We start from the raw sequence: 18,337 nt of genomic DNA, 5'->3' as shown, positions 1-18,337 counted from the left end.
ACAGCCGATACTCGCATATTCCGCGAAATACGATCCCACCGGCTTCAATCCACGGTAATTCCTATGAGCACGATTCTCGAAAGCCTCCCGACCGGCCAGAAGGTCGGTATCGCCTTCTCCGGCGGCCTGGACACCAGCGCCGCGCTGCACTGGATGAAACTGAAGGGCGCCGTCCCGTACGCATACACGGCGAACCTCGGCCAGCCCGACGAAGACGATTACGACGCGATCCCGAAACGCGCGATCGAATACGGCGCAGCCGGCGCCCGCCTGATCGACTGCCGCGCGCAGCTCGTCGCCGAAGGCATCGCGGCGCTGCAGAGCGGCGCGTTCCACATCACGACCGCCGGCGTCACGTACTTCAACACGACGCCGATCGGCCGCGCCGTGACGGGCACGATGCTCGTCGCCGCGATGAAGGAAGACGGCGTCAACATCTGGGGCGACGGCAGCACGTACAAGGGCAACGACATCGAGCGCTTCTACCGCTACGGCCTGCTCGTGAACCCGGATCTGAAGATCTACAAGCCGTGGCTCGACCAGACGTTCATCGACGAACTCGGCGGCCGCGCCGAAATGTCCGAATTCATGAACCAGGCCGGCTTCGCGTACAAGATGTCGGCCGAGAAGGCGTATTCGACCGATTCGAACCTGCTCGGCGCGACGCACGAAGCGAAGGACCTCGAAAGCCTCGAAAGCGGCATCAAGATCGTGAACCCGATCATGGGCGTCGCGTTCTGGCGCGACGACGTGAAGATCGCCGCCGAGGAAGTGACGGTGCGCTTCGAAGCCGGCCAGCCGGTCGCGCTGAACGGCGTCGAGTTCAAGGATCAGGTCGAGCTGCTGCTGGAAGCGAACCGCATCGGCGGCCGCCATGGCCTCGGCATGAGCGACCAGATCGAGAACCGGATCATCGAGGCGAAAAGCCGCGGCATCTACGAAGCCCCGGGCCTCGCGCTGCTGTACATCGCGTACGAGCGTCTCGTCACCGGCATCCACAACGAAGACACGATCGAGCAGTACCGCGAGAACGGTCGCCGCCTCGGCCGCTTGCTGTATCAAGGCCGCTGGTTCGACCCGCAGGCGATCATGCTGCGCGAAACGGCACAACGCTGGGTCGCACGCGCGATCACCGGCGAAGTGAAGATCGAACTGCGCCGCGGCAACGACTACTCGATCCTGAGCACGAAGTCGCCGAACCTCACGTATCAGCCGGAACGCCTGTCGATGGAGAAGGTCGCGTCGACGTTCTCGCCGCGCGACCGGATCGGCCAGCTGACGATGCGCAATCTCGACATCACCGATACGCGCGACAAGCTGCGCGTGTATTCGCAAGTCGGGCTGCTGACGCCGGGTGAAGCGTCGGCGCTGCCGCAGATCAAGGGCGATAGCGACAAGTAAGCCAGTCGCTTTCGCGAGCGGCCGGGCGGCGTGACAACCGCCCGGCTGCATGCAGTCCTTCCCTTCCCGCTTTTTCTTCAAGCACTGCCGGATTCGCAGCGCATATCGCGACGATCCTGCGGGCGCGTCAAAGTTTGTTCGACGCCGTGGCTGTGGCTGTGGCAGTGGACGTCGCAGCGGCTGCAGGCGTCGTCATCGTCGTGGCAGCAGTGGCCGGCGCCGGCGTACGTGCCAGATCCCGACCGATCATGTCCGCGACCGACTTCTCGCACGATTTGATCCCTTCCACCGACTTGTCGAAATTCTTCTCGAGATCGCTGAAGCTGCCGTACGTGTATGCGAAATCGCTGTCGATGTGGACGCTGTTCGCCTTGACGTCGTAGCCGCACGCGAACGTCTTGTAATAGAGGTCCTGCTTCGTCTTCGCGTCGAGAATGCGCGCGCGGATGACGACCCACGGAATGTAGTCGAGCTGCTGGGGCGGCGAGATATAGCCGAACGACGAGAACCACACGTTCATGATCGCATCCGCGTCGGTCTGGATCGCCGAGTAGTCGTCCGACTTGCCGTCATCGGAGAGCTTCACCTTCTGGCCGTCCAGCTTCACGACCTGATAGCCGTTGCCGGTGAGGCGGCCCGCCACGCCTTCCGAGATGTCCGGTGCGAACACGATCTTGCCGGCCGCCACGTGATCCGTGTACGTGCTCGTATGGCTCGCGTTGACGGCCACTTGCGCGAGCGCGCCGATCAGGCCGAACCCGCCCGCCGCGCCGCCGAGATTGAGGACCGAGACACGCTTCGGCTCGGTGACGTCGAGCATCGCGATCGAATGCAGCTTCTGACGCGCCTCGGGTTTCATGTCGGTATTCGGCAACGTGGTGCAGCCGGACAGCAGCGTCACGAGCAGGCCGCAACCTAACAGGGTGGCTTTGGAGAAGTTCTTCATTGGATGAGTGGCTTTCGTTGTTGACGGAACGTATTCATCGGGCCGCCGCACGCGGTGCGTCGACGCGCCGTGTGCGGCTCGGCCGTGCGTTTATTGTTTGATCACCTGACCGTACGCGATGAAGCTGTAGTCAGCCGCGCGCAGTACGTAGAGGATCGAGCGCTTGAAGCCGTTGGTTCCCGTGATCGGCACGAACATGATCGCGGCGCTGCCCGATAGCGGAACGCCGGCCGGCAGCTTGCAGCCCGTCGACGCGGAGGCCGTCACCGTCATGTCGTACATGTTCTGGTTCGAGCCGGGCGTGGAAAGCAGCAGCGTGCCGCTCAGGTTGCAACCGCTCAGCGTGCCGGTCAGCGTACCGCCCGATGCAATCGCGAACGACGCGTTGGTCGTCGCCCACGTGCCCACCACGCTGTCCTGCGTGACGGCAAGTGCGTTCGCGGCGTTGTAGGTCCACGTGAAATTCGACGCCGTACCGTTGCGGGTGATCGTGCCGGACAACGTCTGCTGCGGGCTGTATGCGCCCGAGCCCGAATCGATCTTCGTGACGATGCCGCTCGTTCCTGCAAAGTTGATACCCGGCGCGATCGACCACGTCGAGCCGTTGACGGTCAGGGTCGAGAAATCGTCGGACATCACGAACGATCCGAGCAGATTGAGCGTGCTCAGGTTGTTGTGCGGGTCGATCAGGGCGATCGTCGAGTAGCCGAGGTTGCCGGATGCCGACCAGATCCCGACCGGGCCGGTTGCCGTTGCGGCCGTCGAACCGGTTTGCGGGGTCGTCAGGCTGGGCAGTGCCTCGCCGACCGTCACCGGCTGTGACGATGCGACGGGGGCGCTTGCCGGCGGTGCTGCGAGGGGTGTGGACGCGACGGTCGGTGCGCTGGCTGCGTTGTTGGCGCCGCCGGTGTTGGCGGGCGTGCCGCTGCTTGCGTTCGACGAGCCGTCACCGCCGCCGCAACCGGCGACGACGAATACCGAGATCGCGGCTGCTGCCAGCAGGCAAAGGGAATGCTTGTTCAATTCAATCCTCGATTATTTGATGCGTTTTTTTAGTGGTCTAGATTCGAATCGCATTACTTTTCTGGTGTGGTGCTTGGGCCTCCTCGAGCGATGTGGGGTGCTTGGAGTGATGTGTTGGGGAAGCGCGATGAGGGGGGCGTCGGTTGCCGGATAGTCGGCACGACGGGGACGAGCGTGGAGGGGTGGTCGTGCGGGAGCGCGCACGCAACGGTGAGATCCGCGTGCAGCAGCATGCCGCGGCAAGGCAAAGGCGCAGCGCGCGCCAGCCCCCGGTGCCTGCGCGCCCAATCGAATCGGTGCATCCCATCTTCTATACTGCGCACGGCTTCGCCGGCCGCGCGCCCCCTCGGTTATCTGGTCGTGTGGTTTGGTTCTACGGCTCTAATAATACTTTTTTGAGCTACCGAGGAAGGTAACGGCGGTGGTGGGGATTTCTTTAGGGTGGGTTTATCGAGGGAATTTTCTAGGGACTTTGTCGCTCGAAGCATTCCCGTTCTCGCCCGGGCGCGGGGTCAGGTGATGTGGTTAATCCGCGTGATCCCGGACGAACCGAGCATCCTCACGGATGCGTCGTGAAGGTGGTCGCTCAAAGTCGTTTTCACCCTGCACTGACGTTGAGGCGCGCCAAGCTTCTGCTGGAGACCCGCCCGCCGCGTCATCGGCCGCGCATCCAAGGGGGTGTCAGGATTTCCGTGTTCACGGCGGGTTGAGTAATTACACGGCCCAGAATGTCACGGGTGCCGTCAGGCAGCACGCCCAGCGCCAGGTACACCGCCTTGTTGCGCACGACGGCGTCTTCACGAATCTTGACCCGAAGGGCGTCGAAGAACACGACCGGGTACATCGGCTCAAGCGGTCTACCTGCCAGGCAGTCACTTCGGCCATGACCTCGTCGGTCACGGAACTGATGAAGTCGGGCGAGACCTCGGTACCGTATTGCTCCAGCAGGAAGCCCTGAATCTCGCGCACGGTCATGCCCCGGGCATACATGGCAACGATCTTGCCGTCGAAGCCGGTGAAGCGCCGTTCGTGCTTGGGTATCAGGATGGTTCGAAGCTGCCGTCGCGGTCGCGAGGCAACTTGATACGAATCGGGCCGTCTTCGGTCAGGACCGTCTTGGCGCCCCGCCCGTTGCGCTGATTCGTGGCGTTGGCCGGCTTGGCCGCACCGGCAGGGTAGCCGAGATGATGACTCATCTCGCCGCTTAGCGCTCGCTCGATCAGTGTCTGCTTGAGCGCCAGCGTCGCGGCATTGATGGCTTCGGTGGTCATCGGACCGTTGCCAAACTGCTCAAGCAGTTCGGCCGGAATTGCCGGCAGTTCCACCGCTTGGGCTTTCGGTTTGCGAGGCATACACTCTCCATGAGAGCATGTTATGCCTTAAACACGAAATTCCTGACAGGCCCGGCGCGCGCCGCGACGGCACATGACTACAATGAGACTCGACCTCACATGGCGCTCAAGGATCTAACGCCGGGCGCATTCGCCGGGCAATACAGCCTTCGGCCTACGGCCGAAGGCTCATGAAAGACCGAATACTAACGCTCGGCACTGTCCAAGAAATCCAAGCGGTTCAAATTCTCCAACCTAAGCGTGACCTCGTGTCCGGTCATACAGGGGGCAAGTCCAAGCCTGTCGAAAACTCGCAGACTCAAGCCCCAAAACAAACAACACTTTGTTACTTGGCAGCACGAGGAACCACTCCCGCATGAAAGGCGGCGAGCACTTCTACCACTTGCGAGAACACCTTCTCCGCATCGGGATTAGCATCATGATATCGATCCCAGAAATCTCCTGAAAATGCGCTTGGCTCAATGGCATAGGAGCCACCACCAAAATCGGAGAGGCACCAGCCGGTCGGAATAGCTGAATCGACAATGTCGAAATTGCGAAGCTCCGCCATGACCGGAGCTCCATCCGAGTCACGCTGGACAATAATCATCGCTGGCCGTGCTTCCGGCAGAAAGCGGACGCCGAGAACCACATACGTATTTCCCAATGTAAAACTCGGGTCAGCTTCTTGCCCGCCATGCGCTTGCACCTTGCAATATTTAACCTTCATGGTTTGACAATACCCTTAACTTTGAAATCAGACGTGACGTAATCAACCTTACCCGTCACCGTATTCATGTAGTAGTGAATTTGCATTGACTGCCCGTTAGGCATCTTCGCCGATTGCGTCGTGTACTTCCCCCAGTCGGTGATGGCCGAGCCGTCGCGCGTGAGTTCCTGCACGACGACCGGGTTCTTGATTTTCCCCTCCGCGAGCGGAATCGGATCCGAATTTCGAATCGCCGACTGCGTCAGCAAACCATTCGCGTCAAGAATACCAGCCTCCTCAAACGCCAACTGCGTGCGAAGCTGCACAGAAGCTGTCATGTTCGCCGCGCTTCCAGCAGTAGCCGTGCTGCTTGTGGTTCCGCCCACATTGGAAGCAACCGGATGCGACATTCCTCCATCCCAAGTCTTACCCGGACCCGCATAGGGCTCGTCGCCCACCGTGAGCGGCTCCGAAGCTGTGCCAACGGTAACCGACGACGAAGCACCAAAGCCACGCACTGCTCCAATAATTCTGCCAAGAATACTGCCTGCAAGCAGCCCGACGCCGGCGGACACGACGTTGTGAATCGCGTTGGACGCGATCGTGTTGTTGTCCGTCATCGTCGCGACGGACTGCGCAAGCGCCTTCTGATTGACGTACAACTGCGCCATGTCAGCCTGTGCGGTCTTGCACGACGCACTGCTGCCACCAGCACCGCATGATGCCGCCACGTCCTGCCTGGATTGTTCGTAGGCGTCCTGCGTCGATTTCAGCGCCTCGACATAGCATGATTTCGGTTGTCCGCCGCAGGCATCCAATTGAGCCTTGAGCGGCGCATACTTCCGACTCAGTGCATTGTTCAGCACCTCGTTCTCAGCTGCAAAGGTTGCGCCGGAAGTGTTCTGTCCCGCTGCGCTGGCCAGCGCACCTCCAGCCATCGTGGAGATCCCCGCGGTCAGCGCATTGAGCCCCGGATCGTCAAAGCCCGTTACTTTCTCAACGGTGCCGTCCGCACGCTCCACATAGTTGGTGTTGTCCTGGCCGTTGTACAACGCATCGCGCACGACCGGAGCAACCAAGGCGCTGGCCGCTCCGCCAATCGCTCCACTTGCACACCCCGTTCCTTTCGCCGCCGACAATGCACATCCCAATCCGGCATGGGCCAATACGTATCCAGGGCTCCCTTCTGCGAGCATTGACGTGTTGTCTGTGGAAGCGACACCGATCGCACCTGCGCCGACCATACCGAGATCGCTGATCATGCTGTTCGCAAGCGCACTGCCGAAGCTGCCTCCGGATACGGCCGTATTAATTGCGGCCGACACGACGCCGCGCTCAACAATCTTCTCCAACACCTGGCCGAGTTGCCCCATCGAGACCGCTCCACCGGTTCCGATTGTTCGACCGAGATCCTGCAAACCCTGAAGATTAGCGAGACCCGTCCCAGCCATGACGCCGGCCGTCAATGCGCCGAGCGCTCCCGCCTGGAGGATCCGCCCGAAGTTCAGCCCATCCCCCGAAAACGCTTGACTGGTAATGCTTCCAACCATGCCGCCAAGTGCGCCGATCATTACCGAACCGACCGACAGCTGCGTCATCACAACGCCCGCGGCGGCAGCGGCGGCGCCCGCCGTCACGATCGACGCTGCGATCGCGATGGCCGCAATGGCAAACGTCGGCAGCCCGCCGCCCTCCTGCACGAAGTCCGAATGCAGGTGATCACTGACTGACGTCTGCGTAAAGTTCACGCCGAGTTGCTGCTGCAGGTTTGCGAGTGCCTGCTGCGTACCAGCCTGATCGACCGTGCCGTCTGCATTCAACTTCTGCAGCGCCCCACCAATCTGATCGAGCGTCTGCACGTTCAGATCCATGTTCGCCGCGCTCATGAACCCACCGGGCTGCACCACCGTCCCGGTCGTCTTCAGATACCCGCCATCGACCTTCTGCCAGATCTCGCCGACATCAACCTGATTCGCCTGGTTCGTCAGCGTGTGCGTGTCGACGCTCAGCGTCCCCGACGCGGTGATGCTCCCCGTATTCAGAATGCTGCCGTTACCGTCCTGATTGAACTTCAGCGTGACGTCATGCCCGGAGATGTTGCCGCCCGCCGACAGCGCCTGCGTGTCCTGCGGCAGATACACCTGCGGCATCAGCGCGGTAATCGTCGGGCACGTCGCCGCTCCCGTCGCATGACACGTCGGGTCCGGCACCGTCTGCTCGACGTACCACAGCATCGGCTTGTCGAGCGTGTTGATCTGCTCCTGCGTCAGCGCGGCGCCCAGTTGCAGGTCGTGCGCCTTCGAGTAATCGATCGCGTTCTGGTACAGGTACATCTTTTCCTGCGCCGTCACCGACAGGTTTTTCTCGTTGTCGTACGTCAGCCCGTCGACGAAGCTCGACTTGCCTGTCTGCTTCAGCGCCGCCTGCTGCAACAGCAGGTCCTCTTCCTGCGGGTTGTAATAGAACAGCGTCGACGAAGGCTGCAGCGCCGACGGCAGATTGTTCAGCAAGTCCTGCGGCCCGAGCGAACCGAGCACGGAACCGCCGAGCGACGCGTCGACGTACGACGCAGCGCCCGCGATCGGTGTCGGCAGCTTGCCGGTGCCGACGGCACGAGGCACCGACAGGTTCAGCCCCGGCAAGTCCACCGGGCTCAGCGAAATGACCTGCGACGGCGCATTGACACGCGGCGTGTAGGTGTTCGCGGTCGTGATCCCGTTGATCAGCTTCTGGCCCGTCAACGACACATACGTGCCGATCACGTTGCCCACGTTCTGGATCTGCCCGCCCGACGAGATCGACAGGTTCGGCGCCTGGATCGTCGCCGCGATGTTGCCGACCGGCGTCGGCGGATCGATAGTGCCGCCCGTGCTCGTGTATGCGCTCCCGTACAAGGCCTTGCACTGCTCCGGCGTACCGCACGCCCAGACGTCGTGACGCTTGTCGCTGCTGAACATGCCGGTTTCCTGCACCCAATGCGAGTGCCAGTAGGCGTTCAGCACCTGCGCCTCGTTCACGACGGGACCTGCGACGGCGATCGTCGCGGTGTTGCCGGCCGCGATCAGGCTGCCGATGTTCGTCAGGCTACCCGCATTGATCTGCAGGTTGTTGCCCGCGCTGATCACCGACGAGCTGCCCGACTGCTGGTCGACATAGCCCTCGCAGTAGCTTTCCTTGTAGCCGCCGGCCGTCATGCAGCCCGAGTATTGCTCGTGCTTGCCGTAGTTCTCGTGTACCGGTACGGGTGGCGGCAGATTGTTGGTGATCGCGCCCGATACGTTGAGCTTGATGTCGTTGCCCGCGACGATGTTGCCGGACGTGTTGTTCAGGCTCTGTGCGGGCGTGGTCGAGCTTGCGGTCGTGCCGACACCGCCGATGACGATGTCGTGGCCCGCGAGCAGATTGCCGTATGTATTGTTGATCTGGCCGGCCGCGATCACGAGATCGTGGCCCGCATAGATCGTCGCGTCGTTCTGGCTGTAGCCGAACGTCGTCGTGGTCGGGTTGTTGCCGCGCGGTTGGCCTGCGTTGCCGCAGGCGGAGTTCGGCACGCCGGATGCGCAGCCGACCTGGCTCGCATAGTTCTGCTGGTTGCCACCCTGGTTGGTGAGCGTGCCGGACGTGATAGCGACGTTGTTGCCGGCATACAGCAGACCCTCGTTGGTCAGATTGCCGCCGCCGACCGTCAGGTTGCTGCCCGCCGCGATCATGCCGGTCGGCGTAGTGAAGGTCACCGTGCCGGTAGCCGCAGGCGCAGCTGCTCCCTTGTTGATCTGGAACGTCGTCGGCAGGTAAGGCTGACCCACCTGGCAATAGTTGCCGCCGTCGCAATTGAAAGCGCCGGTCGGATTGCCGGTGCCCTGGACCCCGATCGTTCCGAGCGCCGCAAGCTGCGCCAGAAAGTTCGCGTACTGGGCCTGATCGACATAAGTCGAGTTGTTGACCGTCATGGTCGGCGCAACCGCGCCGTTGCTCAACGACTGGACGTTGAGCGCGATGTTGCCTTGCGCCGCGATCTGCCCGCCCTTATTGGACAAGGTACCGGCAGTCAGCGAGATCGAGCCGCCGGCGGAAATCACGCCCGACGTTCCGGCTTGCTGGGTAGTCGTCGTTTGATAGACCGTCGGCAATGTGAACGTCGCCGATTTGAGTGCACCGGCCCCGGGCCCGGTTCCGACGAACCAGTAGTTTGAAGACTGCGAAACACCGTGGTCATTGGTGCCGGTCTGTACGTTGTATTGATAGAACGTCACCGTGCCGGACGTCGCCACCGGATCGGAAGCCGACATCAAACTGGTGTTCGTGGTCGAGCCCGTCGGCGCCAGCAGGCCACCGAGCGTCGCAGGCAGCGATTTGTACGCAGCCTGGACATAGCCATGGTCTCCATTTTTGACATCTTCGTAGCCAACGACCACCCAGCCCACCGACCCTGACATCAGGAGCGCCGGGTCGTTGACCTGCGTGGTCGTCGTGATGGCCCCCTGCGGAGCAGTCTGATCGTTGATCACCTGCGCCGCAGAGATGCCAATGTTCCGGCCGGCGAATATCGAGCCGCCCGTATTGAGCAGCGAACCGCCGAGATTGAAATTCGCATCCCCCTTCGACTGCGTCGTCGCACCCTGGTTGTCGTAATTCCCCCCGTTCACGGTCAGCACACTGCCGGCTTCAACCGTCCCGCGGTTCGTCGTATCGCCATTCAGCGTCAACGCGTTATCCGCGTGCACCACCGCCCCGGCCGCATTGTTCAGCGTGCCGTTGAACGTCACATCCGCCCCGGTGACCTGCCCGTGATTCTCGAAACTGCCGCCTGCCGTCAGCGTCAACGGCGACGTCCCGGTGATCGTGCCGTTGTTCGTGATCCCGTTCAGCCCCGTCAGCGAAACGCTCTGCCCGCCGTAATTCCACGTGCCGCCGACATTCACGTACCCGGCCGTGATCGACAGGTTGCCGCCCTGGCTGATCGTCCCTTGCGATGGATCGAACGCCATATTGACCGCGCTGATCCCCATGTTCCGTTGCGCGAGCAACTGTCCGCCCGCGTTGTAGAACGCGCCGTTGCCGCCATTGATCGTCAGCGACACGTCGCCGGTCGCACCGGTCGCCGCCTGTGGATTGCCCGCAAAGACGATCCCGCTCTGGTTGTTCAGCGTCCCGGTATTGACGTTGAGCGCGTTCACCGCCATCAGCGAGCCGCCCACGTTCGTCAGCGCGCCGCCGACGGTGACGTTGGTCGTCGTCCCGTTCACCAGCCCGGCGTTCGCGAAGCTCGATGCATTGATCGTCGTCGTGCCGATCGACGCGAGCGACGCACCGGCCGCATTCGTCAGGTTCGGCGCCGACACGTTGAGCGATCCGGCCAGCACGTTCGCGGCGTTATACAAGCCGTTCTGCGAAGCCAGCGTCGCGTTGCCGACGACGTTCACCGCCTTCCCGCCCGCCAGCGTAAGCTGATTCGATGCCTGCGCGGTGAGCGCCCCGCCGACCGTCGCATTGCCGAGCGTCACGTTCGCGCCGTTCACCTGCAGGTTCTGCGATGCGACGAGCGATGCATTGCCGGCATCGACCGTTCCCTGCGCGGAAACGGTCACGTTCTTCGATCCGACGGCCGAACCGCTCAGCGTGACGTTGCCGCCCGACACGCCCAGTTGCCCCGAAACGATGCTGTTGCCGGTCAATGCGACGGTTTGTCCGGCATGCAGCGTCGCGTCCCCGTTCGCCGACACGCCCGCGACCGACACGTTGCCGCCGATGCCGTTGACGTCGACCGTCCCCATCGAACCCACACCGCCCGCGAGCGACACGTTGTTCGCGGCCTGAACCGCGACATTGCCGCCCGACTGCAACAAGCCGCCGAACGACACGCTGCCGCCCGTCGACTTTGCCGACACGTCGCCGACCGCGGTGGTCGCACCGAGCGACATGTCGCCGCCGGACACCGCCGTCAGCTTGCCGGCACCCTGAATCGCGCCGAGCGTGATGCTGTTTCCGGCATTGACGGCGATGTCCTTCCCGTACGTCAGTGCCGCGCCGCCGCCGAGCGCACCGCCCGCGTCGATACTGGCGGCCCCGAGACCGAACAGCGCGCCGCCGAGCGTCATCGCACCGCCCGACGTCAACGCCGTATCGCCGTTCACGAGCCCGCCGGAAAGCAGCGCGAGTCCGCCGCCCGCATTGGCCCGCACATTCCCGGTCGACATGACCGCGCCGCCGACGCCGAGATTGCCCGCCGTCGCGGTCAGCGTCGCGTCGCCGGTCGCATTGATCGCGCCCGCGACACCGAGGTCGCGCCCCGCAGTCACGTTCAGCGCACCACCGCTGGATGCCGCGCCGCCGATGCCCGCATCGCGCGCGGCCGCGATCGTCGTCGCATTGCCCGACGTCACCGCGCCGTTCACCATCACGTCGCCGGCGCCGTTATGGCCCTGCGCCCGCAATCCGATCGCGCCGCCCGCCTGCACCGAGCCGGCCGACAAGTCGTTGCCGGCGGTCATCGCGAGATCGCCGTTGGTCGCGACGTTACCCGTCACCGCGATATTGCCGCCCGCGGTGACGCTCGCCTGGTGCGCGAACGCGATCGCGTCGGCAGTCACCGAGCCACCCGCCGTCAACGTGCCGCTTTGCTGCGCGCCCACACCTGCGAGCGTCATGTCGCGGCCCGCGTTCAGCGAAGCATTGCCACCCGCGACACTCTGCCCGGTCACCGCGATGTCCAGTGCGGCGCCGACATTCAGGTTGCCCTGCGTCGTCAGGCTCGCTGCACTTGCGTTGCCTCCCGCAGCGATCACGGCGAGATCGCCCGCCGAATTCACCGCCGACAGCGCGACACTGCGCGCCGCATTGATCGTCGTCGTGCCGCCGGTGTTGATTGCGCCCGCAACGGAAGCGTCCCGTGCGGCTTGCAGTTGCATCGCGCCGAACGCGGTGGCCGCTCCGCCGAGCGTCACATCGCCGCCGCCGGCACCGCCCTTCGCGGTGACGTCGAGATTGCCGTTGACGGCCTGAACCGTGCCGAGCCCCGCATTGTTGCCGCCCGTCACGTTGACGGCCGCGGCTTGCAGCGCACCCGTCAGCGCGACGTCGTGCGCGGCATCGAGTGTCGCCGACTGGGCGAATGCCGCGGCGCCCGCACCGTTGATGTCGCGGCCCGCGCTCAGTGTGCCGTCGCGTTGACCCGCGAGTGTCCCCGTCAATGCAATATCGCGGCCGGCCTGCACGTTCGTCGACTTCGCCACCGCGATCTGGCCGCCGAGCTGCGTATCGAGCCCGGAAAGGCTGTTGAACGCGCCCGCCGTCGTGGTCGACCCCGTGAGCATGACGCTACCGTTCGCGGCGGTCGTATTCAGGTCGCCGTTCGACTCCACGCCGCCGCTAACCGCCACGTTGCGTTGCGCGGTCAATGCGAGCGCATCGCCGCTGCCGAGGGTGCCGCCGATCGACACGTCCCGCGCCCCCGTCACGTTCGCCGCCCCCTGCGCGGACGCCACACCCGTGACGCCCGCATCGCCTTCGCCGGCATTGCCGTTCGCCGTCAGCGTCAACGTGGTCGACGACGACGCATCGTGCAGCGTCGCGTTGTTCCCGCCCGTCACCGTGATCGCGGCCGCCTGCATGCCGCCGGTCAGCGCGACGTCGTGCTGCGCCGCATAGGTCGCGGTCGCGGCAAACGCCTGCTTGCCGCCGCCGTTGATGTCGTGTGCGGCCGTGACCGTGCCGTTCGCCTGTCCGACCATCGTGCCGTTCAGCGTGGCATCGCGGCCGGCCGTCAGCGTCGCGTCGCCGATCGCGCTGGTGCTCGCGCCGAGCGACAGGTCGAGGCCGGTCGCGATAGCGAGCTTGCCGCCGCTGTTGATGCCGCCGGTCGCGTTGAGGCTGCCTTGCCGCGCAGCGAGCGCCGTATCGCCGACCGACTCGATCGCGCCGCTCACGGTGATGTCCCGCTGCGCGGTCACGCCGACCGTCGAACCGCTCGCGGCCTTGCCGCCGATCGCAACGTCGTTCTGCGCGAACGCCGTGATCGCGCCCGCGGCGGCGACCGAACCGTCGATGCGCAGATCGCCTGCACCCGTTGCGGTATTCGTGCCGTTCGCGCGTAGCGCGATCGTGCCGGTCGACTCGACGTTGTTCACGGCCGCATTGCCGGCCGCCGTCACGCTGACCGACTGCCCCTGGATCAGCCCGCGCTGCGCGACGTCGCGCCCGGCTTCGAGCGTGGCCTGCTGGCGGAACGTCAACGTGCCGGCACCGACGATGTCGCGCGCCGCATTGACGATGCCTTGTCCCTGCCCGGCCAGCGATCCGCTTACGTTGACGTCGCGTCCGGCCGCGAGCGTCGTGTCGCGCGACACGGTCGTGTTGCCGCCGAGGTTGATGTCGCTGCCTGCCTGCGCGTCGAACGCGCCATTGCTCGCGATCGCACCGGTCGACCCGATACTGCCGCCGGTCGCCAGCAGCGACGTGTTGCCGGCCGACTGCAACGAACCACTGATGTCGATATTGCGCGCCGCAGCAAGCGCCACGTCCGCGCCGCCCGTCACCGCGCCGGTCACGCTCAGGTCGTTCGCCGCATTGAGCGCGAGCGCCGACGCAGCCTGCACGTCGTGCAGCGTGGCCGATCCGCCGGCCGTCGTCCGCACGTTGCCGCCGCGCAGCGAACCGGTGAGAGTCGTATCGCCGCCGGACCCGAGGTTCGCCGCGAGCCCGAACGCAACGGCGGCCGCGCCGCCTATCGCGCCGCCGGCGTTCAGCGTGCCGTTGCCCTGCGCGACGACGGAGCCGTTCATCGTCAGGTCGCGTCCCGCGTCCACGGTCAGGTCGCCGAGCGACGACGTCGAGTGCGTGCCCAGATCCACGGACTGCGCGGCGTTCACCGACAGATTGCCGCCCGACTGGATATTGCCGGTGCTCGTCAGCGAGCCGGCCGCATTCGTCAGCGCGACATCGCCGTTCGACTGGACCGTCCCGCCGATCGACGTATTGCGGCCACCACCGATGACCAGGCCGCTTGCCGTGCGCAACGTGCCATTGATGATCACGTCGCGCGCCGCGTCGATCGTCCCGTTCGTCAGCGAGTTCACGTTGCCGCCGATCGAAACGTCGCCCGTGCGCGTCGCGAGCCGAAGCCCCGCGTTGGCCTGCACGTCGTTCAGCGCGATCGAGCCGGCTGCCGTCATCGAGACGGCGCGCCCCTGGAACGCACCGGTCACGCCGATATCGCGCCCCGCGCTCAACGTCGTGTCCTGCACGAAGCCGCTGGTGCCGCCGGCGACGATGTCGCGCGCGGCCGTGAGCGTCGCGACACCCTGCCCGGCCAACGCACCGCCGATCACGAGATCCCGGCCGGCCGTGGCGGACACGTCGCCCGTTACGGTCGTCGCGCCGGTCAGCGAGACATCCTGCGCGCCCTGCACCGTCAGCGCACCCGCGCCGTTCAACGTGCCGGCCGACGCGACGCTGCCGCTGGCCGCCGTCATCGCCAGATCGCCGACGGCCTGCACGGTGCCGCTGCCGCCGACGATCACGTTGCGCTGCGCGGCAAGCGCGACCTGCGCGCCACCGGCCAGCGTGCCGTTCACGACGACGTCGCGCGACGCGCGCACGTCGGCGGCGCCAAGTGCAGCCGCATTGCCGTTGAACGCGACGTCGCCGCCGCCAGCGTTGCCGTTTGCCGTCACACCGAATGCGCCGCCCGCCTGGACCGTCGCGAGATTCGCGCTGTTGCCCGCGTCGACCTGCAGGCCATTGGCGAGCAGCTTGCCGGTCAGCGCGACGTCATGCGCGGCGTTCAACGCGCCGTTCTGGCCGAATGCGATCGAACCGCTTCCGGTGATGTCGTTGCCTGCGCTCAGTAACCCGTTGCGCTGGACGATCACGACACCGGACGTATCGACGTTGCGCCCTGCATCCACGCGCGCGTCGGTCCCGACCATCAGCGAGCCGCCGACCGACGCGTCGCGCGCGATATCGGCGGCGAACGTCGTTCCGCTCGCGAGCGACCCGCTCACGCTCAGGTCGCGCCCCGCCTGCACGCTCACCGCGTTCTGCGCGGTCGCCTGCGATGCGACGACGGTGTCCTGTCCGGACGTCAGCGCAAGATCGCCCCCGCTCTTCACCGTCGCATGCGTGGCGACGCTGCCCTGCGTCGCCGTCAACGCCAGCGCGCCGGAGGTCTGCAGCGCCGCGTTGATCGTCGCATCGCGTTGCGCGGTTACGCGCAGCGTGTCGCTGTTCGTCTGCCCGTTCACGTTGACGTCGCGGGCCGCCTGTACGGTCGTTGCACCGGTCACGACCGACGTGCCGTTCAGGTTCACGTCGCCCGTGCCGTCGGCGCCGCGCGCGGTAACGGACAACGCACCGCCGCCCTGTACGTCGCCGAGCGTGACGTTCGTGCCGCCCGCGACCGTCATGTCGCCGTGCGCCTGTGCATTCGCGACGTTCACGTTGCCGCCTGCCGCCACGGTGAGCTTGCCGCCGGACTGGATCGATCCGGTCGACGTCACGTCGCCGTTCGCGTCGATCGCGTAACCGCCGACCCCGATGTGCGTACCGGTCATCGACACGTTGCCGGCGCTATGAACCGTCGCCTGCTGCTGCGCGGCCGAGCCCGCGACCGAGACGTCGCCGTTCGCCGACAGCAGCAAGTCCCCCGCGTTCGCGGCAAGCTGCGCGTCGGATCGCACACCCATCCCCGCCGCGGTGCTCACCACCTGGATCTGCCCGGCCGTCATCGCGCCGAACGCGGTCGCGTCGATCGCGAGCGAACGATTCGCGCCGCCGTTCGCGGCATTGATCGCCGCGGCGGCGTTGTCCGAGCCGTTCGACGCGGTGCCGTACGTGGTGCCGTAGGTATCGACGGCGGCCGGTGTCACGAACTGACGCCCGGCGATCACGTTGATGCGCGTGCCGGCATAGAGCGGCGCGTTGATGCCGATCGTCTCGCCGATCAGGTCGATCGTGCCCACGGTCCCCTCGATCCCTGCCCCGGGCCCGTTGACGCCGGCATTGCCTTCGATCTGCAGGTGACCGCCGGTCACGTTGTAGCCGAGCGCCTTCGCGTTCGCGAAGTCGGTCGCGCTTCCGCCGACGCCGCTGAGAAATTGCGGCGCGCCGGTCGACAACGTCACGCCGATCGTGTTGGTGAAGCCGGCGCCGCGTGTCGTGATCCCGTTCGGATTCGCGATCACGACGGCCGCGGGTGCGCCGAACACTTCGAGCGGACCGTTCAGCAAGCTCGCGTAGGCATTGCCGGTCGACGTGATCTGGTTGACGATCACGCTCGCCGTGCGGCCGTTCAGGTTCGGGTTGGCCTGCACGTTGCCGCCCGTCAGCGACGTGCCCGACATCAGGCTGTTGTTCAGAATCAGCCCGACCGGATCGATGTTGAATTGCTGATACTGGTTCAGCGAAATGCCGGCCGCGTTCGGCGCGGTGATATTGACGACCGGCACGCCGCCGCCTGCGCCGGTCGACTGCGTGATGGCAGGCTGAAACGAGATCGGCGCCGTGGGATCGGCGATGGGCGCGGCGGCCGCGAGCTGCATCGAGAATCGGACATGCAGCGACGCGAGATCGAGCAGCCGCTGCCATGCGTCGTCGTCGATACGGCGATTGCCCGCGCCGAGCACGCCGGCTGCATCGCGACCCTGCTCGACGGTGACCGTGATCGGTCCGATGAACATCGCCAGCGCGAGCAGCGCGCTCGTCGCACGCTGCCACCAGCGGTACGATCCCGCGACCTGCTCGACCGCGAAGCATCGCGGCGCACTTGCCGCCGACCGCGCACGTGCACCGATTCGCGCCGCACCGGCGGCGGCAAGCTGCTGCAAGGTCTTACGCTTGGACGTGTTCATCTTCTGTTGTTCGCTTCGTTTCATGGTCCCGCGCCGTACGCCACCGGCCTGCCGACCGTGGCGCCGAGCGATGCCGGGTTTCCCCGCCCGGCATCGCATGCGTGTTCGCCGGGCGGCTGCCCGACGCTGCTGCTTGCTACCTACTGCTTGCCGCCTACTGCTGGATCCGCGCGTTGCGGATCAGATCCGCAACGACCTGCGCGGTCGCCTTCTCCATCGCGACCTGCTCGAGTTGTTGCCGCAGCGTGTCTTTCGCCTGGTCGAACGGCGGCACCTGCGTCGGGCGCCTGTCGTCGGCGCGCACGATCCAGTACGCATCGCCGACCTGCACGGGTTCGCGCGTCAGCCCGCCCTGCGGCAGTTTCACGAGCGCTTCGGCGAGCGGCTGCGGCCAGTTCTGCGTGTGGCCTGCTTCGATCGGCGTCTTGAACGAGATCCAGTTCAGCGCGCCACCTTGCGCCGCGGCCGGCCCCTTGCTGAACTGCCGCGCGAGCGCGCCGAAGTCCTCGCCTTTCTTGAGCCGCGAGAGGATCTGCTTGGCGGTGTCCGCGTCGTTGACCGCGATCACGCTCGGCTTGTATTCGTTCTCGCCGAGCGTCGCGACAACCGCGTCGTAGCGCGCCTTGACGTCCGCGTCCGTGACGGGCGCCGGCTTGACCTGATCGCGCAGGTACGCCTGCGTCATCGCGAGCGCCTTCGCCTGCTCGACGGCGGCAACGACCTGCGGCTTCGTGTCGTAGTGCTGCTTGAGCGCCGCCTGTCGAAACAGCTCGCGTGCGATCAGCTGGTTCTTCAGCGCCGCGCGCAGCGCCGGCGTATCGGGCGCCTTCGACGCGCGCACGGCTTCGTCGACCTGCGCTTGCAGGATCGGCACGCCGTTCACGCTCGCGATCGCATCGGCGGGCATCGCGGCGGTTGCATCGGCCGGTTTCTTCGCCGCCTTGGGGACCGCGTACGCGTGCGGGACGATAGCGCCGCAAAGCATCGCCGCGACGAGCGCGACGCCGATCTTGCGAATACGCGTCGACAGGTTGGGTTGCATCGCGATCTCGCGACCGTTCGACAGGCGATTCATGAAGTT

General features: G+C 65.4%; 6 protein-coding genes and 1 pseudogene. 1 reads left to right on the top strand and 6 read right to left on the bottom strand.

Annotated features, from left to right (window positions below; all coding sequences use genetic code 11):
* The first annotated feature begins 63 nt into the window (after positions 1-63).
* Entirely contained in the window at positions 64-1,401 is a 1,338-nt protein-coding gene (gene argG, locus CFB81_RS18145) for an argininosuccinate synthase (RefSeq protein ID WP_050018060.1), read from the top strand.
* A 127-nt stretch (positions 1,402-1,528) separates the two neighbouring features.
* On the opposite strand, the gene CFB81_RS18140 is transcribed toward argG, so the two are convergent.
* From CFB81_RS18140 to CFB81_RS18120, 6 genes and pseudogenes are all read right to left on the bottom strand, one after another.
* Entirely contained in the window at positions 1,529-2,347 is an 819-nt protein-coding gene (locus CFB81_RS18140; RefSeq protein WP_089436078.1) for a hypothetical protein, read from the bottom strand.
* 90 nt (positions 2,348-2,437) lie between these two features.
* A complete protein-coding gene (locus tag CFB81_RS18135; RefSeq protein ID WP_089436077.1) occupies positions 2,438-3,370 on the bottom strand; it encodes a hypothetical protein in 933 nt (310 codons plus the stop codon).
* A gap of 721 nt (positions 3,371-4,091) precedes the next feature.
* Positions 4,092-4,722, bottom strand: a pseudogene (locus CFB81_RS18130) (transposase); the annotation flags it as partial.
* 325 nt (positions 4,723-5,047) lie between these two features.
* Positions 5,048-5,431 carry a hypothetical protein gene (locus CFB81_RS35560; protein ID WP_143328611.1) on the bottom strand — a complete coding sequence of 128 codons (384 nt, stop codon included), beginning with the start codon at positions 5,429-5,431 and terminating at the stop codon, positions 5,048-5,050.
* On the bottom strand, positions 5,428-17,256 hold the full coding sequence (locus tag CFB81_RS18125) for a filamentous hemagglutinin N-terminal domain-containing protein (protein ID WP_256976331.1): 11,829 nt from the start codon (positions 17,254-17,256) through the stop codon (positions 5,428-5,430). Before CFB81_RS18125 ends, CFB81_RS35560 begins: the two co-directional genes overlap by 4 nt.
* A gap of 154 nt (positions 17,257-17,410) precedes the next feature.
* Positions 17,411-18,331 (bottom strand): peptidyl-prolyl cis-trans isomerase, encoded by a 921-nt coding sequence (locus tag CFB81_RS18120; RefSeq protein ID WP_069618676.1) that lies wholly within the window; start codon positions 18,329-18,331, stop codon positions 17,411-17,413.
* Positions 18,332-18,337: the final 6 nt, after the last annotated feature.

Origin of the sequence: Burkholderia sp. AU28863, from assembly GCF_002223195.1 — a bacterium.
In the GTDB taxonomy this organism is placed as follows: Bacteria; Pseudomonadota; Gammaproteobacteria; order Burkholderiales; family Burkholderiaceae; genus Burkholderia; species Burkholderia sola.
Note: the sequence above shows the minus strand (reverse complement) of the source record. Positions and strands in the feature narration are given on the sequence as shown.